At 36.6% G+C, this 15,362-nt stretch carries 17 protein-coding genes; 2 read left to right on the top strand and 15 right to left on the bottom strand.

Annotated features, from left to right (window positions below; all coding sequences use genetic code 11):
• The first annotated feature begins 4 nt into the window (after window positions 1-4).
• The gene (locus J0M15_08175; GenBank protein MBN8537015.1) at window positions 5-1,411 is read left to right on the top strand and encodes a sigma-54-dependent Fis family transcriptional regulator; all 1,407 of its coding nucleotides are present in this window, start codon (window positions 5-7) and stop codon (window positions 1,409-1,411) included.
• A 30-nt stretch (window positions 1,412-1,441) separates the two neighbouring features.
• Here J0M15_08175 and J0M15_08180 read toward each other — a convergent pair whose 3' ends face one another.
• A complete protein-coding gene (locus J0M15_08180; GenBank protein MBN8537016.1) occupies window positions 1,442-1,723 on the bottom strand; it encodes a hypothetical protein in 282 nt (93 codons plus the stop codon).
• Between the two features lie 190 nt (window positions 1,724-1,913).
• Here J0M15_08180 and J0M15_08185 point away from each other — a divergent pair, with 190 nt between their 5' ends.
• On the top strand, window positions 1,914-2,759 hold the full coding sequence (locus J0M15_08185) for a peptidase (GenBank protein ID MBN8537017.1): 846 nt from the start codon (window positions 1,914-1,916) through the stop codon (window positions 2,757-2,759).
• Between the two features lie 4 nt (window positions 2,760-2,763).
• Here the strand turns inward: J0M15_08185 and J0M15_08190 are convergent, their stop codons facing one another.
• From J0M15_08190 to J0M15_08255, 14 genes are all read right to left on the bottom strand, one after another.
• Complete coding sequence (locus J0M15_08190) at window positions 2,764-3,543, bottom strand: hypothetical protein (GenBank protein ID MBN8537018.1); 780 nt, start codon at window positions 3,541-3,543, stop codon at window positions 2,764-2,766.
• A gap of 218 nt (window positions 3,544-3,761) precedes the next feature.
• On the bottom strand, window positions 3,762-4,928 hold the full coding sequence (locus J0M15_08195; protein ID MBN8537019.1) for a general secretion pathway protein GspK: 1,167 nt from the start codon (window positions 4,926-4,928) through the stop codon (window positions 3,762-3,764).
• 157 nt (window positions 4,929-5,085) lie between these two features.
• Window positions 5,086-5,946: a prepilin-type N-terminal cleavage/methylation domain-containing protein gene (locus tag J0M15_08200; protein ID MBN8537020.1), complete on the bottom strand. Its 861-nt coding sequence runs from the start codon at window positions 5,944-5,946 to the stop codon at window positions 5,086-5,088.
• On the bottom strand, window positions 5,943-6,491 hold the full coding sequence (locus J0M15_08205) for a type II secretion system protein (protein ID MBN8537021.1): 549 nt from the start codon (window positions 6,489-6,491) through the stop codon (window positions 5,943-5,945). The genes J0M15_08200 and J0M15_08205 overlap by 4 nt, the downstream gene beginning before the upstream one ends.
• Window positions 6,492-6,509: 18 nt before the next feature.
• Window positions 6,510-7,178, bottom strand: a complete 669-nt coding sequence (locus tag J0M15_08210; protein ID MBN8537022.1) for a type II secretion system protein — start codon at window positions 7,176-7,178, stop codon at window positions 6,510-6,512.
• Window positions 7,123-7,551, bottom strand: a complete 429-nt coding sequence (gene gspG, locus J0M15_08215; GenBank protein MBN8537023.1) for a type II secretion system major pseudopilin GspG — start codon at window positions 7,549-7,551, stop codon at window positions 7,123-7,125. The genes J0M15_08210 and gspG overlap by 56 nt, the downstream gene beginning before the upstream one ends.
• Before the next feature lie 89 nt (window positions 7,552-7,640).
• A complete protein-coding gene (gene gspF, locus J0M15_08220; protein MBN8537024.1) occupies window positions 7,641-8,858 on the bottom strand; it encodes a type II secretion system inner membrane protein GspF in 1,218 nt (405 codons plus the stop codon).
• A gap of 46 nt (window positions 8,859-8,904) precedes the next feature.
• Window positions 8,905-9,768 (bottom strand): hypothetical protein, encoded by an 864-nt coding sequence (locus J0M15_08225; GenBank protein MBN8537025.1) that lies wholly within the window; start codon window positions 9,766-9,768, stop codon window positions 8,905-8,907.
• A 27-nt stretch (window positions 9,769-9,795) separates the two neighbouring features.
• Window positions 9,796-10,170, bottom strand: coding sequence for a hypothetical protein (locus J0M15_08230; protein MBN8537026.1), 375 nt, complete (start codon window positions 10,168-10,170; stop codon window positions 9,796-9,798).
• 100 nt (window positions 10,171-10,270) lie between these two features.
• The gene (locus tag J0M15_08235; GenBank protein ID MBN8537027.1) at window positions 10,271-10,702 is read right to left on the bottom strand and encodes a single-stranded DNA-binding protein; all 432 of its coding nucleotides are present in this window, start codon (window positions 10,700-10,702) and stop codon (window positions 10,271-10,273) included.
• A 147-nt stretch (window positions 10,703-10,849) separates the two neighbouring features.
• On the bottom strand, window positions 10,850-11,845 hold the full coding sequence (locus J0M15_08240; GenBank protein MBN8537028.1) for a hypothetical protein: 996 nt from the start codon (window positions 11,843-11,845) through the stop codon (window positions 10,850-10,852).
• Window positions 11,845-12,534: a hypothetical protein gene (locus tag J0M15_08245; protein MBN8537029.1), complete on the bottom strand. Its 690-nt coding sequence runs from the start codon at window positions 12,532-12,534 to the stop codon at window positions 11,845-11,847. Before J0M15_08245 ends, J0M15_08240 begins: the two co-directional genes overlap by 1 nt.
• A gap of 5 nt (window positions 12,535-12,539) precedes the next feature.
• Window positions 12,540-14,234: a pilus assembly protein PilM gene (pilM, locus tag J0M15_08250; protein MBN8537030.1), complete on the bottom strand. Its 1,695-nt coding sequence runs from the start codon at window positions 14,232-14,234 to the stop codon at window positions 12,540-12,542.
• Window positions 14,235-14,317: 83 nt separating this feature from the next.
• The gene (locus tag J0M15_08255; GenBank protein ID MBN8537031.1) at window positions 14,318-15,325 is read right to left on the bottom strand and encodes a hypothetical protein; all 1,008 of its coding nucleotides are present in this window, start codon (window positions 15,323-15,325) and stop codon (window positions 14,318-14,320) included.
• Window positions 15,326-15,362 lie beyond the last annotated feature (37 nt).

The following is a 15,362-nucleotide window of genomic DNA, read 5'->3' on the forward strand; positions in this document are numbered from 1 at the left end:
CAAAATGAAAGCAAAAATATTAGTTGTTGATGATGAAGAGTCAATTCGCGAGTTTTTGGAAATCATGCTAAAAAAAGAGGGATACGAAATCACCCTGGCTGAGGATGGTCAAAAAGCGAAAGAATTGGTTCAAAAAAAATCATTTGATTTGATTATATCTGATTTGCAAATGCCAAATATGACAGGGATCGAGCTATTAAAGTACATGCGGCAAAATTATCCAGAAGTGTTGTTTATGATGATCACGGCCTTTGGGACCACAGAAACAGCTGTGGAAGCTATGAAAATGGGTGCTTATGATTATCTAACAAAGCCGTTTAAAATTGATGAAGTAAGAATAAATATCGCAAATGCTTTAAAAAGTAAGAATTTAGAATTTGAAAATAGATCCTTGAAAAAAGAGTTAAATAAAGAGTTTTCTTTTCAAAATATTATTGGAAATTCACCAGCGATGCATCATGTTTTTGATCTGATTAAGAGGGTTTCTCAAGCTCCTACTAATATTTTAATTACGGGGGAATCTGGAACGGGCAAGGAGGTCATTGCCAAGGCAATACATTATAATGGTCCTTTAAAAGACAAGCCCTTTGTAACGATCAACTGTGGTGCGATTCCAGAAAACCTAATGGAATCAGAAATGTTTGGTCATAAAAAGGGATCCTTTACCGGTGCCATTGCGGATAAACAGGGATTGTTTGAAGTGGCTGACGGTGGGACCTTGTTTTTAGATGAAGTTGGAGAGTTACCTTTATCCATTCAAGTGAAAATGTTAAGAGCCTTGCAAGAACGAATTGTCAGACGAGTTGGTTCTACAGAGGATACCAAGGTGGACGTCAGAATCATTGCTGCAACAAATAGAAATCTGGAAGACATGGTTCAAAAAGGAACTTTTAGACAGGATTTATATTATCGTTTAAACGTGATCCATATAAAAACGCCAGCTCTCAGAGAAAGAAAAGAAGATATCCCCACCTTGGCCTTTCATTTCTTGAAAAAATTTAACGACAAGTTACATAAAAACATCAACTCAATTAGTGATGATGCCATGGAGATGATGAAAAAGTATGATTATCCAGGGAATGTCAGAGAGTTAGAAAACATGATAGAAAGAACAGTGGCTCTAGAAGCAGGGGCAACAGTTTTGCCAGAAAGCTTACCTCCTTTAGTCATGACATCATCAGGAAGAAAAATGGCCTCTTCTAATGAAATAGAGGTCACTGACGATGGTTTAGAGCTAGACAAAATTATAGGCCAAATTGAAAAGGAATTGATCATTAAAGCCATTCATCAAGCTGGTGGAGTTAAAAAAAGAGCCGCAAAGCTTTTAAAAATCACTTTTCGTTCTATGAGATACCGTATCGAAAAATACAATTTAGGAACTGTCAATGACGATGAACTGGCAGAGGAATAAGACTCGATAAGGCCTGTGAAAATGACACTCTTAGTGTTTTAGCTGATTTTCTAAAACACTATTTTCAATGAGATGAAAATAGGCCTTGATAACAAGGTTGAGAGTGGGAATATCAAGACTTTGAATATAGGCAATTTTTTGGAAATAATTTTTTCGTGCAATCAACTCGGTGAGAATGTCTTGAACCTTCTTCATTTTTTCAACTTCGTAAAAATCTTTATTGTCTTTATCATTTTTTAAGGCATCAGCGATGACTCTATGGTCAAAAAGTAAATGAATTCCTATTGCTGCTTGAGATAAAATGGCTTCCATATTTCGTAAACATTGTTCTTGAGACAAGTTCGCCTCCTTGCGATACCTAGTTGAACTTTTACTCTGTTTATATGCTGAAGTTTTTTATAGGTAATTTCAATGAATAATTTTTGCAAATGACAATTCTAGTCATTTGCAGTGAATTGGAGTAAATATTGAATCTGATGTTTAAATCAGAGATCGTAAAGAGATGAAGAAAAGTAAAAATAGAAGCAAAAAAAAAATTCAAGAGTTGTATGTCATCGATGAAGAAAAAAAATTAGTTTTTGATTCTGAGGAAAAAGTTTTTGTTTTTTTTGAAGAGCCCATTGAGCGTATTGAAGCCATTTATCAAGAAATTAGAAAAAGAGAAGATTTTACAGATGATGAACAAATTCCTATGGAGTCTTATTTAGAAAGTACACTTTCTGAACCCGATGAGATTTGGTTGTGGAGCCGTTTTTTTGAAAAGGTTCCGCTGCATGTTTTTATTAAAAACTTTATTAAAGACAGTTTGGTTTTTGACTATGTGGCCATTGTTTTTTTATCTAGTAAAGAAAGAAATCCCACTTTTGTGCTGTCTCATTTTCCAACAAAGCATAAAGAAACAGCAGATGCTTTTCGCCAGGAAGAACTTATTTTTAGCAAAGATATGGAAGTCAAATTTTATGCGGGTCTTGAAGGGGACTCGTTATCTGAAAACGATGAGTTCTCTTTTGGACTTATCAATTCGATGATGAGGATCCGGTCTGAAAAAGATATTCCCATTAAGGAATTCAAAAACTTTTTACAATTAAGAGAAGAAACCATTGAAAATCCTGATGAGATTTGGAAAAAGGTGGATCACGAAGGTCACATTTTAGTTACCTTTATTAAGGAAAATCCAGATGCTGAAATGGGGGCTCCCTACTATATCGTGGTTACTTTGGAAGAGGAGAACTCAGAAGTTCACACCCTTCTTTTTTCCTTCCCCACGAATGATGAAAATCTAGTCGATAGGTACCGGCAGGGTGAAAATCTACATGCTGAAGAGGTTTTTCAAGAGTCATCTCACTAGGGTCTTATTCCGCTTTATAGATGATATTACAAAATTCATTCGCTTTTGTTTGAAAAGTTGAATTGGTCCAGCCTTGATTTATATAGCTCTTGAAGGGGTGCAGGTCTTTAAGTTTTTGATGGCGTGCGGAGCCATCTTTTTCAGCAGCATAGAGTTCTGGATTAGCATCAAAAACGGGTATGAGTGTGGCCAAGTCACTTAATTGTGTATTGTCTGATTGTTTAAAATATTTGGTAGATAAAACATCGTATTCAGCATCATAGTCTTCAAGTTCAATTACCAAGCGTACCTTTTTGAAGAACTGTTCTGGTGTGGAGGCTCCTACTTGTTGTGCTTCGTTTTGTAAATCGGCCCAATAAAGTACTTGTTTGTTTTCTGATAAGAGGGCGCCCGTCGAGATACTAAATATATGAAAATACATTCGTGATGAACCCCAAATTTGTGACCCGCTTGAATTCATCATCCATTTATGAAACTCAATATAATTTTGGCTTTGTGAAAAATAAGTGGGAATTTTAATAACCTTTAAATTAATTCTATTATTTGCGATGACTTCACCTGATGTATAGATAGAAGTGGCAACACCCACTTGATCATTTGATCCCTGATTGCATTTGGCTAGGGGCCTATTCACATTATTTTGGTTTGTATTGACAGTGCCAGTGTCCAGACGACTTGAGTTGTTTGAATCACTGTTAACTGACTTGGAGGCCCCACAGGCTGTCAGAAGTAGAGCCAGACCTAATAAGAAAAAAAGTTTAAATTTATTTGAATATGTTTTCATAGTTACCTCTTACAAGGGTATAGGAGCAATTCCATTGCCATATATCATTCTGGGGCAATTCTAACTTATTGAAATTATTAATTAAAATCTATATCATTATGAGAATTTTAAAAAAACTCAATCCCAACCTGTTTTGTTTGTCAATGTGACTAATAAAGGACGACAGATAATGTCGTCGTCCTAGGCGAATCTTTATTTAAGATAACTCAGAAGGCTCACTATTTCTCATTCCAATACACAATTCGTGGAGAGCCCTTACTTATCGCCGAATCAGAATCATTCTTTTTAGTAGTTCCAGCTGTTGCAGAAGGAGTTCCATCTTTTCTTTCTTCAGCTTTAGATGAATCCTTTGCGGCTTGAGGATTGTTCTTCTCGTCTTCTTTAGCTTGAATTTTACCGACGCGTTCGGCGACTTTTTTCAAATCCAAAGTGATCACTTCTATTTCTCTTTTTGAAGAGTTAAACTCGCCGATGGATTGAATTTTAAAGCTGGATAGAGTGTCGGTTACAATGGGAAACTCTTCTTTATTAATAGTTAAATGGGCGCCTTTTTGTTCAACAAAGGCAAAAAAATCATTTCCATCTTTAAAGGGCCCTTCTTGGGGGTCTTGACGGCGCTTGATAACGGCCTCAACGACTTCCTTAGTGATGGTGGGGTCAATGGACATCAACACTTCTTTGGTCGCTGTATTGGGGTTTATACCTCTATTCCCGTAAATAGTTACATGGGACTCTAGGGTTTGGAAAAAATCATCATTCATATCTGCGACCAATCTCAGTTCTTGAAGGGTACGAAAATTTCGATTCGGCGGAAAGTTATCAGTACCACGGTCACGATAGGGAGATTTTTTATCCCCTCCGTTAAGGCTTTCATTTTTAAGGCTCATCCAATCGGCTATATTATTAATGAGATGATCAAATTTATATCCAGAATAGCTTTTACCAAACTCTTCATTATTTGTAACTTTATTTTCAAAAAGTGTTATCAGCTGTTTTTTTGTTATTTCTCTAAGTGGTTCAGAGGGGGAAACTAAATTGCTAAGATCTATTTTGGATCCTTCATCCGTAATTGTTGTAATGAAATTGGCATCCAAAAGGGATTCTTTTGTTTTATCCTTCATCATATCTTTATCTACAGCATTTAATCCTTCTGGGAGAACTAAAGGCCACATTAAGGGAAACTGCCAAATCTGTTCGATCATCCCGTTTGCAGGAAGATTTTTTCCTAATTTTTGCTGAATGGATTGATAGATTTTAATACGGAGCAGAGAAATATCAATTCCACTTCTAGCAGCGTAGTAGGCCTTGATTCTATTTAAATGTTGGGCATTTACAATATATTCCACCTGGGTGTCATAGGTGACCTCCATAGCGATATAAGTCATTAAAGTGAGTGCTGTGATGGCAGTTAATAGGGCAATTCCTTTAGTGTTTTTAACTGATTTTTTAAGAAAGGGGAGTGCATCGAAAATATTTTTAGGCCATCGAGGCGTTTTGCTCTCCTCCAGGTAAGGGGTTAAAAAAATAAAGGTAAGAATTCTTTTAATTTTTTTCATTCGAATCAAAGTCTTCCTTGTTGTTTGGAAAGTGGATGGGAACCACGAGCTGCATGGAGTATTTTTTAGCTTTATTTTTTTGACTGTCATCGTTTTTCTGAGAAGTAATAGAGATCTCAACAGACCAAGGAAAATTTCCCTTGGTAGCCCCATCGCCCCCCTCATCAGATCTCCAGTCTTTGACCCAGTCTTGTTTTCCTTTTCCCATATATCTGAGATTAAATTCAGTAAGATTTTCAAGCAGCAGAATTTCAGATCCCCCTTTGGTCACATCTTTGTCCACCCAGGGGGAAGTTCGTCGGTAGAGGCACTTCGATTGGTTTTTTCCATCAATACTCGTGCAATCTTTTAACGTGTAACCAACCTCTACAAAATCGGCCTGAGCGGTGTTTTTGAGAATTCTTCCAGTGTTCATGGTGACAAAATGAATTTCATTTTCTCGACCAATAAATTGAGTGGTGGGATCTTGCCTTTTAGCTTCGCCTAAGGGAATTTCCTGTGTGTCCGTATCAAGAATGGGGTACCCATTGGCATCAAATTGGGGGACTTGGGTGGCTGATTGCTTTGCAGAATTCGTTTTATTTTTATTTTTTTTTACCAGAGCTTGAATTTCTTTTTCCCAATCACGAAAATGGTAAGCCAATTGAATGTCTTTTTCTAAAATTTTCATAGAATCTCTGAGTCGAGAAGTTTCATTGACCTGTTCTTGGATGATTTTTTTTTGCGATATGGCTTGCCTTATCGATTGGGCTGTTAACAAACTTAAAGTTGAAAGAATAGCTACGGAAATCAATACTTCAATCAGAGTAAAACCATAGGTCTTTGAATCGTGTTTCTTGTGACTCATGGCCCTCCTCCTGGAAGTGAAGGTAAAGGTAGTTGTTTGTCAAAGTCTACAAACATAACCGTTGCTGAGTATTCATATTCTTTGTTTTTAATTTTTCGTATGACACTGATTTTGACTTCTTTAATCGACTTAGATAGATGCTCGGAAAACTGTTTCATTAATCCCATCAGCATTTGATCGGCTCCACCTTCGCGACCAATAAGGATGGATGTTAAGTCGGGCATTTCAAATTTTTTCGAAGTCATTTTCCATGAGTATTCTGGAAAACCTTCAAATTCGTCTCCTTCTTCTTCAGCGATGGAATCAATGGGCTTTCCCCGGTACTTCATATCTATTTCTGCTATTTTCCTTTCGAGCAAAGCGGCGATCTCTACATTGCTTTGAGTTTTACGTAGTCTATTGTAGGAAGAACTCCAAGATTGAGAAAGAAGTAAAATACCTGCAGCCATAATCATCATAGCAATCAAAACTTCAAGTAAGGTAAATCCATTGGTTTTTTTTGTTGGGTCATTTGTCAAAACACTGAATTTTCTAAAGACACTCATGCTATTCTCACCTAAGTTTTACTGTTTGATAAAGTCTTTTAAGCTCTTGGCTTCTTCTGAAATATCCACAAACCCAGTCAGCGGGTTAAAGACCAAGGACCAAGTATTTTTATCATTACCTATTTGCAAGACGCTGGCCTCTACGTATCCATCAGCAGAGTAATAGATGGCACTTAATCCCGTGGTCACCGGTTCCATATTTAAGACCTCAAGGGATTTAAAGCTCACGCCCTTATTTAAACTTTTCTGTTTTTTAGTTAATTTCTTGTAAAGCGAAAAGGGAGGTTTCTTTTTGTTATCCGAATCTACGGCCTTTTCGTCTTCTGTTGGGAATGATTCCTTTGGATCTCGTAGTTCTATGGCATTTCCTTTTTCAACCCAGTATCTTGATTTATCCTCAGAGATTTCAATCATCAAGCGCATAGTGGATTGGGTGAGCCGAGCATGATTTCTGATTTCTCTAGATAAGACAGAAATTTCACGCAAGGTGGATTTCACATTATTTTCATTTTTACGAATGCGGTTAATCCCCAAAGTAATGACAGCAGCGAGGATACCAAGAACAATTAATATTTCAATGAGGGTAAAACCAGAAATAGAAGTAGAATCAGAATAAGAACTAGAATGAGTCTTAGTTCTTTGCAGGAGCCTCTTCTTCTTCAGCACCCCAAATAATGTCTTTATCAAAACCAGAACCACCTTCTTTTTTGTCTTTCCCTAAGGATTTTAACACAAACTCAGCTCCAGAATTATCATAAACATAGGGATTATTCCATGGATCTAATAATTTACCTTGGTAGTAAGGAGGGGGGCCCCAGCTTTTGCAGTCATCAGCTTTTTTCAAACCTTCTAAGTTGGCAGGGTACTTGGTGCAATCCAGATTGTACTGAGATAAGGCATTAGCAATTTGCCCCATTTGGATATTGGCTTCCTTTACCTTAGCTTTGTCCCTGGCTCCAGTAAATCTTCCTGCCAGTAACGCGAATATCGAGCCAAGAATGGCCAAGACAATCATGATTTCAACAAGAGTAAAACCTTTTTTTGATTTCAAATTTCTCATTTTAAACTCCTCATTTTAAGTTCTTCAATTTAAGTTCCTCATTTTGAAATTTCTTTCATTTCTTTCTACAGAGTGAAAATTATTAAACTTTATTGCCCGAGATTTGTCATCTCAAACATAGGGATAACAATAGATAATACAATAATCATGACAACTCCTCCCATAATGATGGTGATAACAGGAGTGATAAGGGCCGTCATGCCCTCAATTTTATTTTGGACAGTGAAGTCATAAGCATCAGAAACTTGAGTGAGCATGTTTTCAAGATCTCCCGTTTTTTCACCGATGCGAACCATATGAATCACGATGGGTGGAAATTGTCCTGATTTCCCTAAGGGACCAGCGATGCTTTCTCCTTCGGAAATATTATTGCGAGCTTCATCAATGGCACTGGCAATGACTGAATTATTCACAACATTGCGAACGATATCTAAGGCAAAGAGCATGGGAACTCCACCTGTAAGCAAGGTAGCCAAGGTTCGAGTGAAACGACTAACAGCAACGATTCGGATAATAGGTCCAAAAACAGGCATTCTTAGAGAGAGGGCGTCCCATTGTGGTTTTCCTGTAGGTGAATTTTTCCAGTTGATAAAAAGTAAAAAAGTCCCAACTAAAAATCCAATAATAAGGTACCAATAGTTAGACATGAATGTCGAAATATCGATGATGACTTGAGTGTACCAAGGAAGCTGAAGTTCCGGTGCTGACTCAAAAATGGTAACCATTTTTGGTATTACAAAAGTAAAAAGTCCCATCATAATGATAAAAACAACAACAAGCATGATAATGGGATAGGTCATGGCGCTGGTCACTTTTTGTCGGAGTTTGGCTGAGGATTCCGTAAATTCTGCGAGTCTCATTAAGATGACATCCAAACTTCCAGACATTTCTCCGGCCTCGCACAAAGAAATAAAAATATTATCAAATATATGTGGGTACTTGGCTAAGGATTTGTAAAAAGAACTTCCTTCGTTAACCATATTTTTTGCGTCAGCTAGGGCCATGGCGAGGATCTGGTTTTCCACTTGTTCGCTGACAGCGGCGAGGGCATCGACTAAGGGAATTTGTGATTTAATGAGCACCGCTAATTGCCTTGTCATTAAGGCCAAATCCTTAATAGGCACACCTTTTTGAAATAAGGGTGAGGCATTTTTTTTGGAAGAAGCTTTGATTTTATTCTTTATATCGGTGACAAAAACACCCTCTTTTTTAAGCTTAGAGCGGGCCATTTTTATGTTTTCAGAATCAATCACGCCTGATTTATTTTTTCCAGTTTGGGTGAGGCCTTTGTATTCAAATAGTGGCATTTCAAAATGGTAATATTATCTCATTGAAATGTAAAGACTTGGTCGTTTAAAGACCAAAGCCAAAGCCCACCTTTAGACTTATCACGCTGGCGCTGACGGTGGAGGACGATGGGAACAAAGAGTACTCAAATGAAATGGGAATCAATTGATTTGCGCTCATGCCTACATCCACACCAAAGGATAAAGTTAAAACCTGATTAGAGGTGATGAGGCCTGTATCTAAAACCGTTGATGATTTAGACATCGCCATTAGATAGCCCATCCCAGCTCCCACCCAGGTTTTATTGTTACCTTTGGTTAGTAGGTACTTACCAATTCCATAGAAAGAGAGGTAGGAGATACTCACATTGCACTCAGTAGTAGCGCCCTTTTCACACACGGCAGTATCCATTTTCTTTTTTGCAGAGAACTGTTCTAAACCTGAAGCCGCTCTGAGCTGCAGGTCTTTATTAAAGCTATAATCATAATAGCCAAGAACTCCAAAACCTGACCCTGACATAGCTGCCGATTGATTAGTCCCAGAATATGAAAATTTCGCATTCATGCTGTTCATCATGTAGGATCCTAGAACTCCCCACGAGTTTCTTGTTTTGCTTATTTTTGTTGTTGATTCAGTCATTGTTGTTTCGCCGACACTGGCCAAAGCTCTTTCAGAGAGCTTCATCCCCACCTTAATCTCTTGAACCTTGCCCTTGATTATTTTTGCCTTGGCCTGTTTTGAATTGACCGCTGAGATTTTGATCTGAGCTTTTTTCTTGCCCTGGCCATCAACAATGTAAAACTCTTGATCATTTTCGAGGGTTTTTCCTTCTAGATTTAAAAGAACTTCTGTCTTGCCAATTTTCACAACAGACTGAGAAAGGGAAACCACAGGTAAAAAAAATATAATTAAATTTAAAAATGACTTCATATACTCTATTATCGACGAGTCATAAAATTACTCAAGGCCAGGTATTAAATTATTAAGAATTTTCTCCTTATTGTGTACATATTCTGACTTTGATAGGGCTGGTGTAAGACAATAGTCAGAGGAGGCTGAATCTTCACTAACGAGAACAAGGTGATCAGGATAATCTTTGAGTTCTATGGCTTTAACAGTGAGGGTGTCTGAGGTCGTTTTCACAGAGGTTTCGTCAAAAATGACAGGGTCTTCTATTGGATTTTGCGAGTAGCAGGTTAACTCTTCCATGACGGGAACTCTTTGTGGTGTCTCTGTTTCAAATTTTTTTCGGCCTTCTGACTTGTAAACAGAGCAGCTCGCACACAGAGAAAATAAACCCATGATTAAAAGAAAACGATTAGTGTGCTTCATTCTCAATCACACTAATCGAAGAATTTAAAGTTGTTAAGTAATTGCTAAATAATTGCTAAATATAAATGCGAACTAGCGTCATAAAAAGATTCATTTAAAATTAAAATGGAATTTCATCATTTGCATCAAATTTAGGTTCTGGGCCAAAATCTTGAGCTTCAAAACCTTCATTTTGTGATGAGCTTGTTGTTGTTGCATTTTCAGAAGTGCTACCAAGGAATTGAACATTTTGAGCAACGACTTCTGTGGAGTATTTCTTTTGACCTTGTTGATCTTCCCATTGTCGAGTTTGAAGTTTTCCTTCAACGTAAACCTGACGGCCTTTGCTTAAGTATTTGGCGCAATTTTCTGCTTGTTTGCCCCAAACAACCACACGGTGCCATTCAGTGCGTTCTTGTTTTTGTCCATCCTTTACCCATGACTCACTGGTAGCCACACTAAAAGTGGTGACCATATTACCTGGGGATAAAGTTTTTAGCTCAGGGTTATTGCCTAAACGTCCAACAATGATAACTTTATTAATTCCTGCCATTTTTTCTCCTTAATAGTGTCACTTAGGTGACTTGGTTAAATAGGATTAGTGAATGTCTTTGAATCTTGCAAGTTCAAAACCTAAGGAAGAAAAACTATTATCCACAGGAGCACAATAATTAAGCTGAAATCGGACTAATGCGATGGATTATTTGTAAGCATCAAATCTAGGAATAGTGTAGGGACCAGCACCAGATATTTTGGTTTTAAACTGAAACCCACCAGAAATAGGTCTAAAAAAGGGCCCGGCATTAAAAACAGAAAGAGTGAGGTAAATTTTATCATAAAAAGATTTTTTCATTTTTAGATCTAAATTGATGTCATATTTATTTACCATAGGGAATGCATTGTTTCTGCCTATAGAGGTAAAATTAACATTTCCATTTAAAGTTCCTAAGACCTCGTCACTGTCTTTACCTATTTTCATTTCACTTATAAGAAGCTTATTGTCAGAAAATCGGCCCTTTATGATCACTTCCGAAAGTTTAATTCCAGGTATATCAATGGGAATTCCGCCAGGTTGCTCCATAGTTGTTTGCGCTAACTCAAAATTTTTAATATTGAGAAGTAATTCCTGAATTTCTGGAGGTTCTTGAATTTCTAAATTAGCAATGATTTTGGAAGATAAATCTAACCTGCCAGAGAAGTTTACGGGAAGAAACAAAAATCTTTTTAATTCCTTGAGGTCCATTCTTGCCGCCTCAACGGAAATTAGATGTCGTTCTATTTTTTTCTCAGATGAGTTGTCTTCTTTGTGCTTCGTAATTTCAATTTCAACGTCTCCCTTTAATAAACCTTTAAGCTTCATTCTTCCCTGGGGTTTTTTGTACAAAATAGATGAAAAACTAGGCAAGGCCAAAAGTTCGGTGATAGTTTGAGGAGAGGTGTGGGGAGTTTCAAAATAGATATTTCCAAGCTGAATTCCAAAATCAGAGAAGAGATTCAATTTTAGAGTCTCAAACTCAACGTGAAATTGATTTTGCGTTAATTTCGAAATATTTTGAGAGGCTAAATCACTGAGCTCATTAAGTGGAAAAAGAAAAAAAATAAATAAAATGGACAAAAAAAGAACAAAAAATATCTTTCCAATATTTCGAAAAAAAGCTCTGAGAAGATTTCGAATTAAACCAATAAATAGTTGCATTATTCAGCTTCCTCTTTGTTGGTTTGATTGTTGGTCTTGTTTTTTTTGATGGGTTCTGGTTCTGGCAAGGGTTGAATATATTTAGGAATATTCAGAGCTATAAGTTTAAAGGTTCCATCTTGATATCGACTATCTTCTTTATTCATGGTGATGAGCAAATCTTTTAATTTTAAGGCAGGATGTATCGATTGCAGTTTAGACCCAATATTTGTTATTTGTCTTACATTGACTTTGCTGAGGCTCAGTTCTAAACCGTACTGAATTTTATTCAGAGGAATAAGCGAAGAAGAGCCTGAAGTGATATTTAAATATTTTATTTGTTCAGGTAAAAAATTCATTTCTTTTAAATAACCTTGAATAAGAGATTTCATGTTTTCTGATGTTTGGGGAACAGGAAAGTCAGATAAGTTATTTACTTCTCGGTGTGATTTTATCAAGTTTTTAGTCAGTAATCTTTTGGATTCAAACTGTTCAGTATTCTCATTAGATAACAAATAGTGATCAAGAGGAAAATAGAGGACAACAAAGAGGAAAAAGACAGAGAGGCCGGTAAGGCTCAGCTTTTGTTGTAAAGGGTTCAGATTTTGATAACGTTCTTGCATGGATTGAAACAAGGAAGATTCTGTAATTTTTTCCTTTAGACTGTTCCCAGCTGATTTTAAATTTTCAACAACTTCTTCAAATGCCATGGGATTTATCTTTCCTTTGTTATACCTCTGTCAATATTAAAAATAAAATTAAAGGTCACTCTGTTTTGTATTGGAGGCAGAGTTGAATTTAAAGATTGGATCTTTTCATCAGTAGAAAGGACTTTTAGATATTCCTTTATCAGCGACTGTTCTACTGGAGAATTCACATATCCTTCAAGTGTCACCGCTTGATCGTTGACTTCAAATTTTTTAACATCTAATTTTATTTGAGTTTTAGTTGGTAAATTATCAGAAATTTTTTTTAAGACTTCCAAAGCAGAGTTCATCTGGTAAAAAGTTTCAGAAGATTTTAAATCTGAAATAGTTTTTTTATTGTCATTCAGGTATTTTTCAATATTTTTTTTTGTCGCATTTTTTGCTGAGACGCCCATGGTTTTTTTTGCTATTGTCTTTAAATTTTTTTGTGCCTGAACGGCGAGGGCTTCAGAAAAATCAATTCTTAAAAATGACCAAACATAAAAGACGACGATAAGGGCAATGCTGAGTTTAATGGTGGGCCCCCAAGAGGACCAGAAAATTTTTACCCGATGATCTTCTTTGGCAAATTCTTTCTTAAGGAAATTAATTGGTGGATTTCTTGGTTTCTTTAGACCTTCGATCGCAAGTCCAATGGCTATTCCAAGACAAGCTTCATTTTGGTCATTTTTTTCAAAATAGACTTGGGAAAAATGATCAAGCGTTCTTAGTTTGTTACAAGGCATTTCTAACAATTGAGTGATATAGGGACCAATGCCTTTAATGAGACTCATTCCCCCGGTGATTTCAATTCTGGAGACCTCCGCATTAAGCTCAGACTTGGTATCTAAAATAGAAATCTGTACATCTTGAATCAGATTTTTTACCGCTTTTGATATGATCTCTGAAAAAGTTTTAGCTTCGGCAGAGATGACTTCTTTTTTAGTTAAGATAAAACCCTTTAACTCAAGTTCTTTGTGGGCTTCCGATAGGGGAAGATTAAATTTTTTGGCAATTTCCTCGCCGACGAGCTTTCCACCCCAGAGAATGGTACGAACTGCGACTAATTTATTTTCGTGATAAAAGGTCAATAGGGTTTGAGAGTGTCCAATGTTTAAAACAAGGTCCAATTTTTTATTTGTGTATTTCGTTTGTTCATCGTTAAATGGTTCCGGAATCGGCGATCCAGGACCAGAAATTTTAGACGATAGCGGAATAATTGGCTGGTCCCATTTTTCAAGTAAGTTAGAGTAGGCACTCCCTTCGCAGGAAAGAATATCTATATTGATACCACATTCTTTTAAAAGTTGGATGCATTTTTCAACGGCCTCTTTTTTAACGATAAAGGCTAGGATTTCTGCAGAGGGAGGAACTATTTTATTGATCTTAAAATCAAAAATCGCATTATCAATATTAAATGGGATTTCTTCTTCCAAATCTAAGGGCAAGGTTTTTGCAATTTTATTTCGATCTGAAAAAGGAAAAACTTTCGTTCGGATGGCTACCTTGTCTTGGCGTAAGCCTAAAATATATTTTGTATTTAGAGGGTCATACTTTAAGGTGAGGCCCCTTAAAAACTCAATAATTTCAAAATGAATATCACTGTTTGGCTTTAGTGAAAACGGATGGGTGTAAAATTGGACAAGCTGAAATCCTTTGGCTGTTGAATTGATTTCAACAACTTTGATTGAATAGCTGCCAATATCAATTCCAATACTTTTCATGAATAAGAACTCCCAATAAGGAGATATTATAGTTTTTAAATTACAGAAGGTAGTTGAAATCTATCGCAGAAATAAGTCCTAGACTAAAAGTCGTCACAGGTATAGGCTGCAGCCTTAATTTTGCCCTTAAGGTCTGGGGTGACGCCGTTAAAGTTTTCACATCTAGGATTTGCATTATCGTAGTAAATAGAGATTTTATAGTTCTTATGAATCCAGTTTAGTAAGATCAATTCAAAATCTTTAGTATACTCGCCTTCGATTTTTTCCCAAAAACAACTATTTAAAGGAATGGCCTGACCTGGAACATAGGGGTTTTTAAGGGAACTCAGAACGGTTTCTTGCAGTTCTCCACGAAATGAATTTGCGTTAATATAAGTTGAAGTTTCTTTGCAATTTGAGGTCGATGAATTGTACAAGCAGTTGATATATCCCTCAGACTGCAAAGGAAGGTAGGCATTTAAATTAAAGCTTCCCGTTGTGGTTTGAAAGCAAAATAGCGATTTAGCCTCAAAGGTGGAGATACCAAAATAGGTTTCAAAATCATTGGAATAAGGAGGCTGGTACCACAATCCACCAAATAGTTTTTGGTATATTTCAGAATTATTATCTTCTAAACTCGTCAAAAGTTGAGTCTGTGTAGTTGTTTCGGAGGTGTCGGGATATCTTTCGGGAGTTCCTTGGCTTAAAAGTTTGATTATAGTTTCCTTGGGGGCTCCGATTTTGTTTAGGGGGTCGGACGTGTTTTTAATTTGGCAGGCTTGTGACATGATATTTAATAAACGGAGTGCCTTTTTAGATAAATTTGGAACTGGCTCTTTGGTTTTTATTTTACAGTTGAGACAAGAAAGAGGAGAAACTCCTTCAGGAGAACAGGCACCATTGGAATAAGTTAATTTATGATTATCATCAGAAGGTGGATTTGGATTGGGGTCCTTAAGAGGATTATTGCTGCCATCTGGAGATTTGGAATCTGGATTGGCATTTGTATTTGGAGTTTCATTAGGTTCATTATTTTTTGATTGAAAACGATAGGACCCAGAGCAAGAAACTAAAAAAACAGATATTAAAGAAAGAAAAAATAAAAATTTCATACCGACCCCTTCAATTGTATCAAAGGCCCTATCGACG

The organism is Deltaproteobacteria bacterium (assembly GCA_017302835.1).
Lineage (GTDB): Bacteria > Bdellovibrionota > Bdellovibrionia > Bdellovibrionales > Bdellovibrionaceae > UBA2316.

Bases quoted from the DNA above. Each gene is read 5' to 3' on its own strand.
- J0M15_08175 (MBN8537015.1), top strand. From the start codon at position 5: ATGAAAGCAAAAATATTAGTTGTTGATGATGAAGAGTCAATTCGCGAG.
- J0M15_08180 (MBN8537016.1), bottom strand. From the start codon at position 1,723: ATGGAAGCCATTTTATCTCAAGCAGCAATAGGAATTCATTTACTTTTT.
- J0M15_08185 (MBN8537017.1), top strand. From the start codon at position 1,914: ATGAAGAAAAGTAAAAATAGAAGCAAAAAAAAAATTCAAGAGTTGTAT.
- J0M15_08190 (MBN8537018.1), bottom strand. From the start codon at position 3,543: ATGAAAACATATTCAAATAAATTTAAACTTTTTTTCTTATTAGGTCTG.
- J0M15_08195 (MBN8537019.1), bottom strand. From the start codon at position 4,928: ATGACTTATATCGCTATGGAGGTCACCTATGACACCCAGGTGGAATAT.
- J0M15_08200 (MBN8537020.1), bottom strand. From the start codon at position 5,946: ATGAGTCACAAGAAACACGATTCAAAGACCTATGGTTTTACTCTGATT.
- J0M15_08205 (MBN8537021.1), bottom strand. From the start codon at position 6,491: ATGAGTGTCTTTAGAAAATTCAGTGTTTTGACAAATGACCCAACAAAA.
- gspG (MBN8537023.1), bottom strand. From the start codon at position 7,551: ATGAGAAATTTGAAATCAAAAAAAGGTTTTACTCTTGTTGAAATCATG.
- gspF (MBN8537024.1), bottom strand. From the start codon at position 8,858: ATGCCACTATTTGAATACAAAGGCCTCACCCAAACTGGAAAAAATAAA.
- J0M15_08225 (MBN8537025.1), bottom strand. From the start codon at position 9,768: ATGAAGTCATTTTTAAATTTAATTATATTTTTTTTACCTGTGGTTTCC.
- J0M15_08230 (MBN8537026.1), bottom strand. From the start codon at position 10,170: ATGAAGCACACTAATCGTTTTCTTTTAATCATGGGTTTATTTTCTCTG.
- J0M15_08235 (MBN8537027.1), bottom strand. From the start codon at position 10,702: ATGGCAGGAATTAATAAAGTTATCATTGTTGGACGTTTAGGCAATAAC.
- J0M15_08240 (MBN8537028.1), bottom strand. From the start codon at position 11,845: ATGCAACTATTTATTGGTTTAATTCGAAATCTTCTCAGAGCTTTTTTT.
- J0M15_08245 (MBN8537029.1), bottom strand. From the start codon at position 12,534: ATGGCATTTGAAGAAGTTGTTGAAAATTTAAAATCAGCTGGGAACAGT.
- pilM (MBN8537030.1), bottom strand. From the start codon at position 14,234: ATGAAAAGTATTGGAATTGATATTGGCAGCTATTCAATCAAAGTTGTT.
- J0M15_08255 (MBN8537031.1), bottom strand. From the start codon at position 15,325: ATGAAATTTTTATTTTTTCTTTCTTTAATATCTGTTTTTTTAGTTTCT.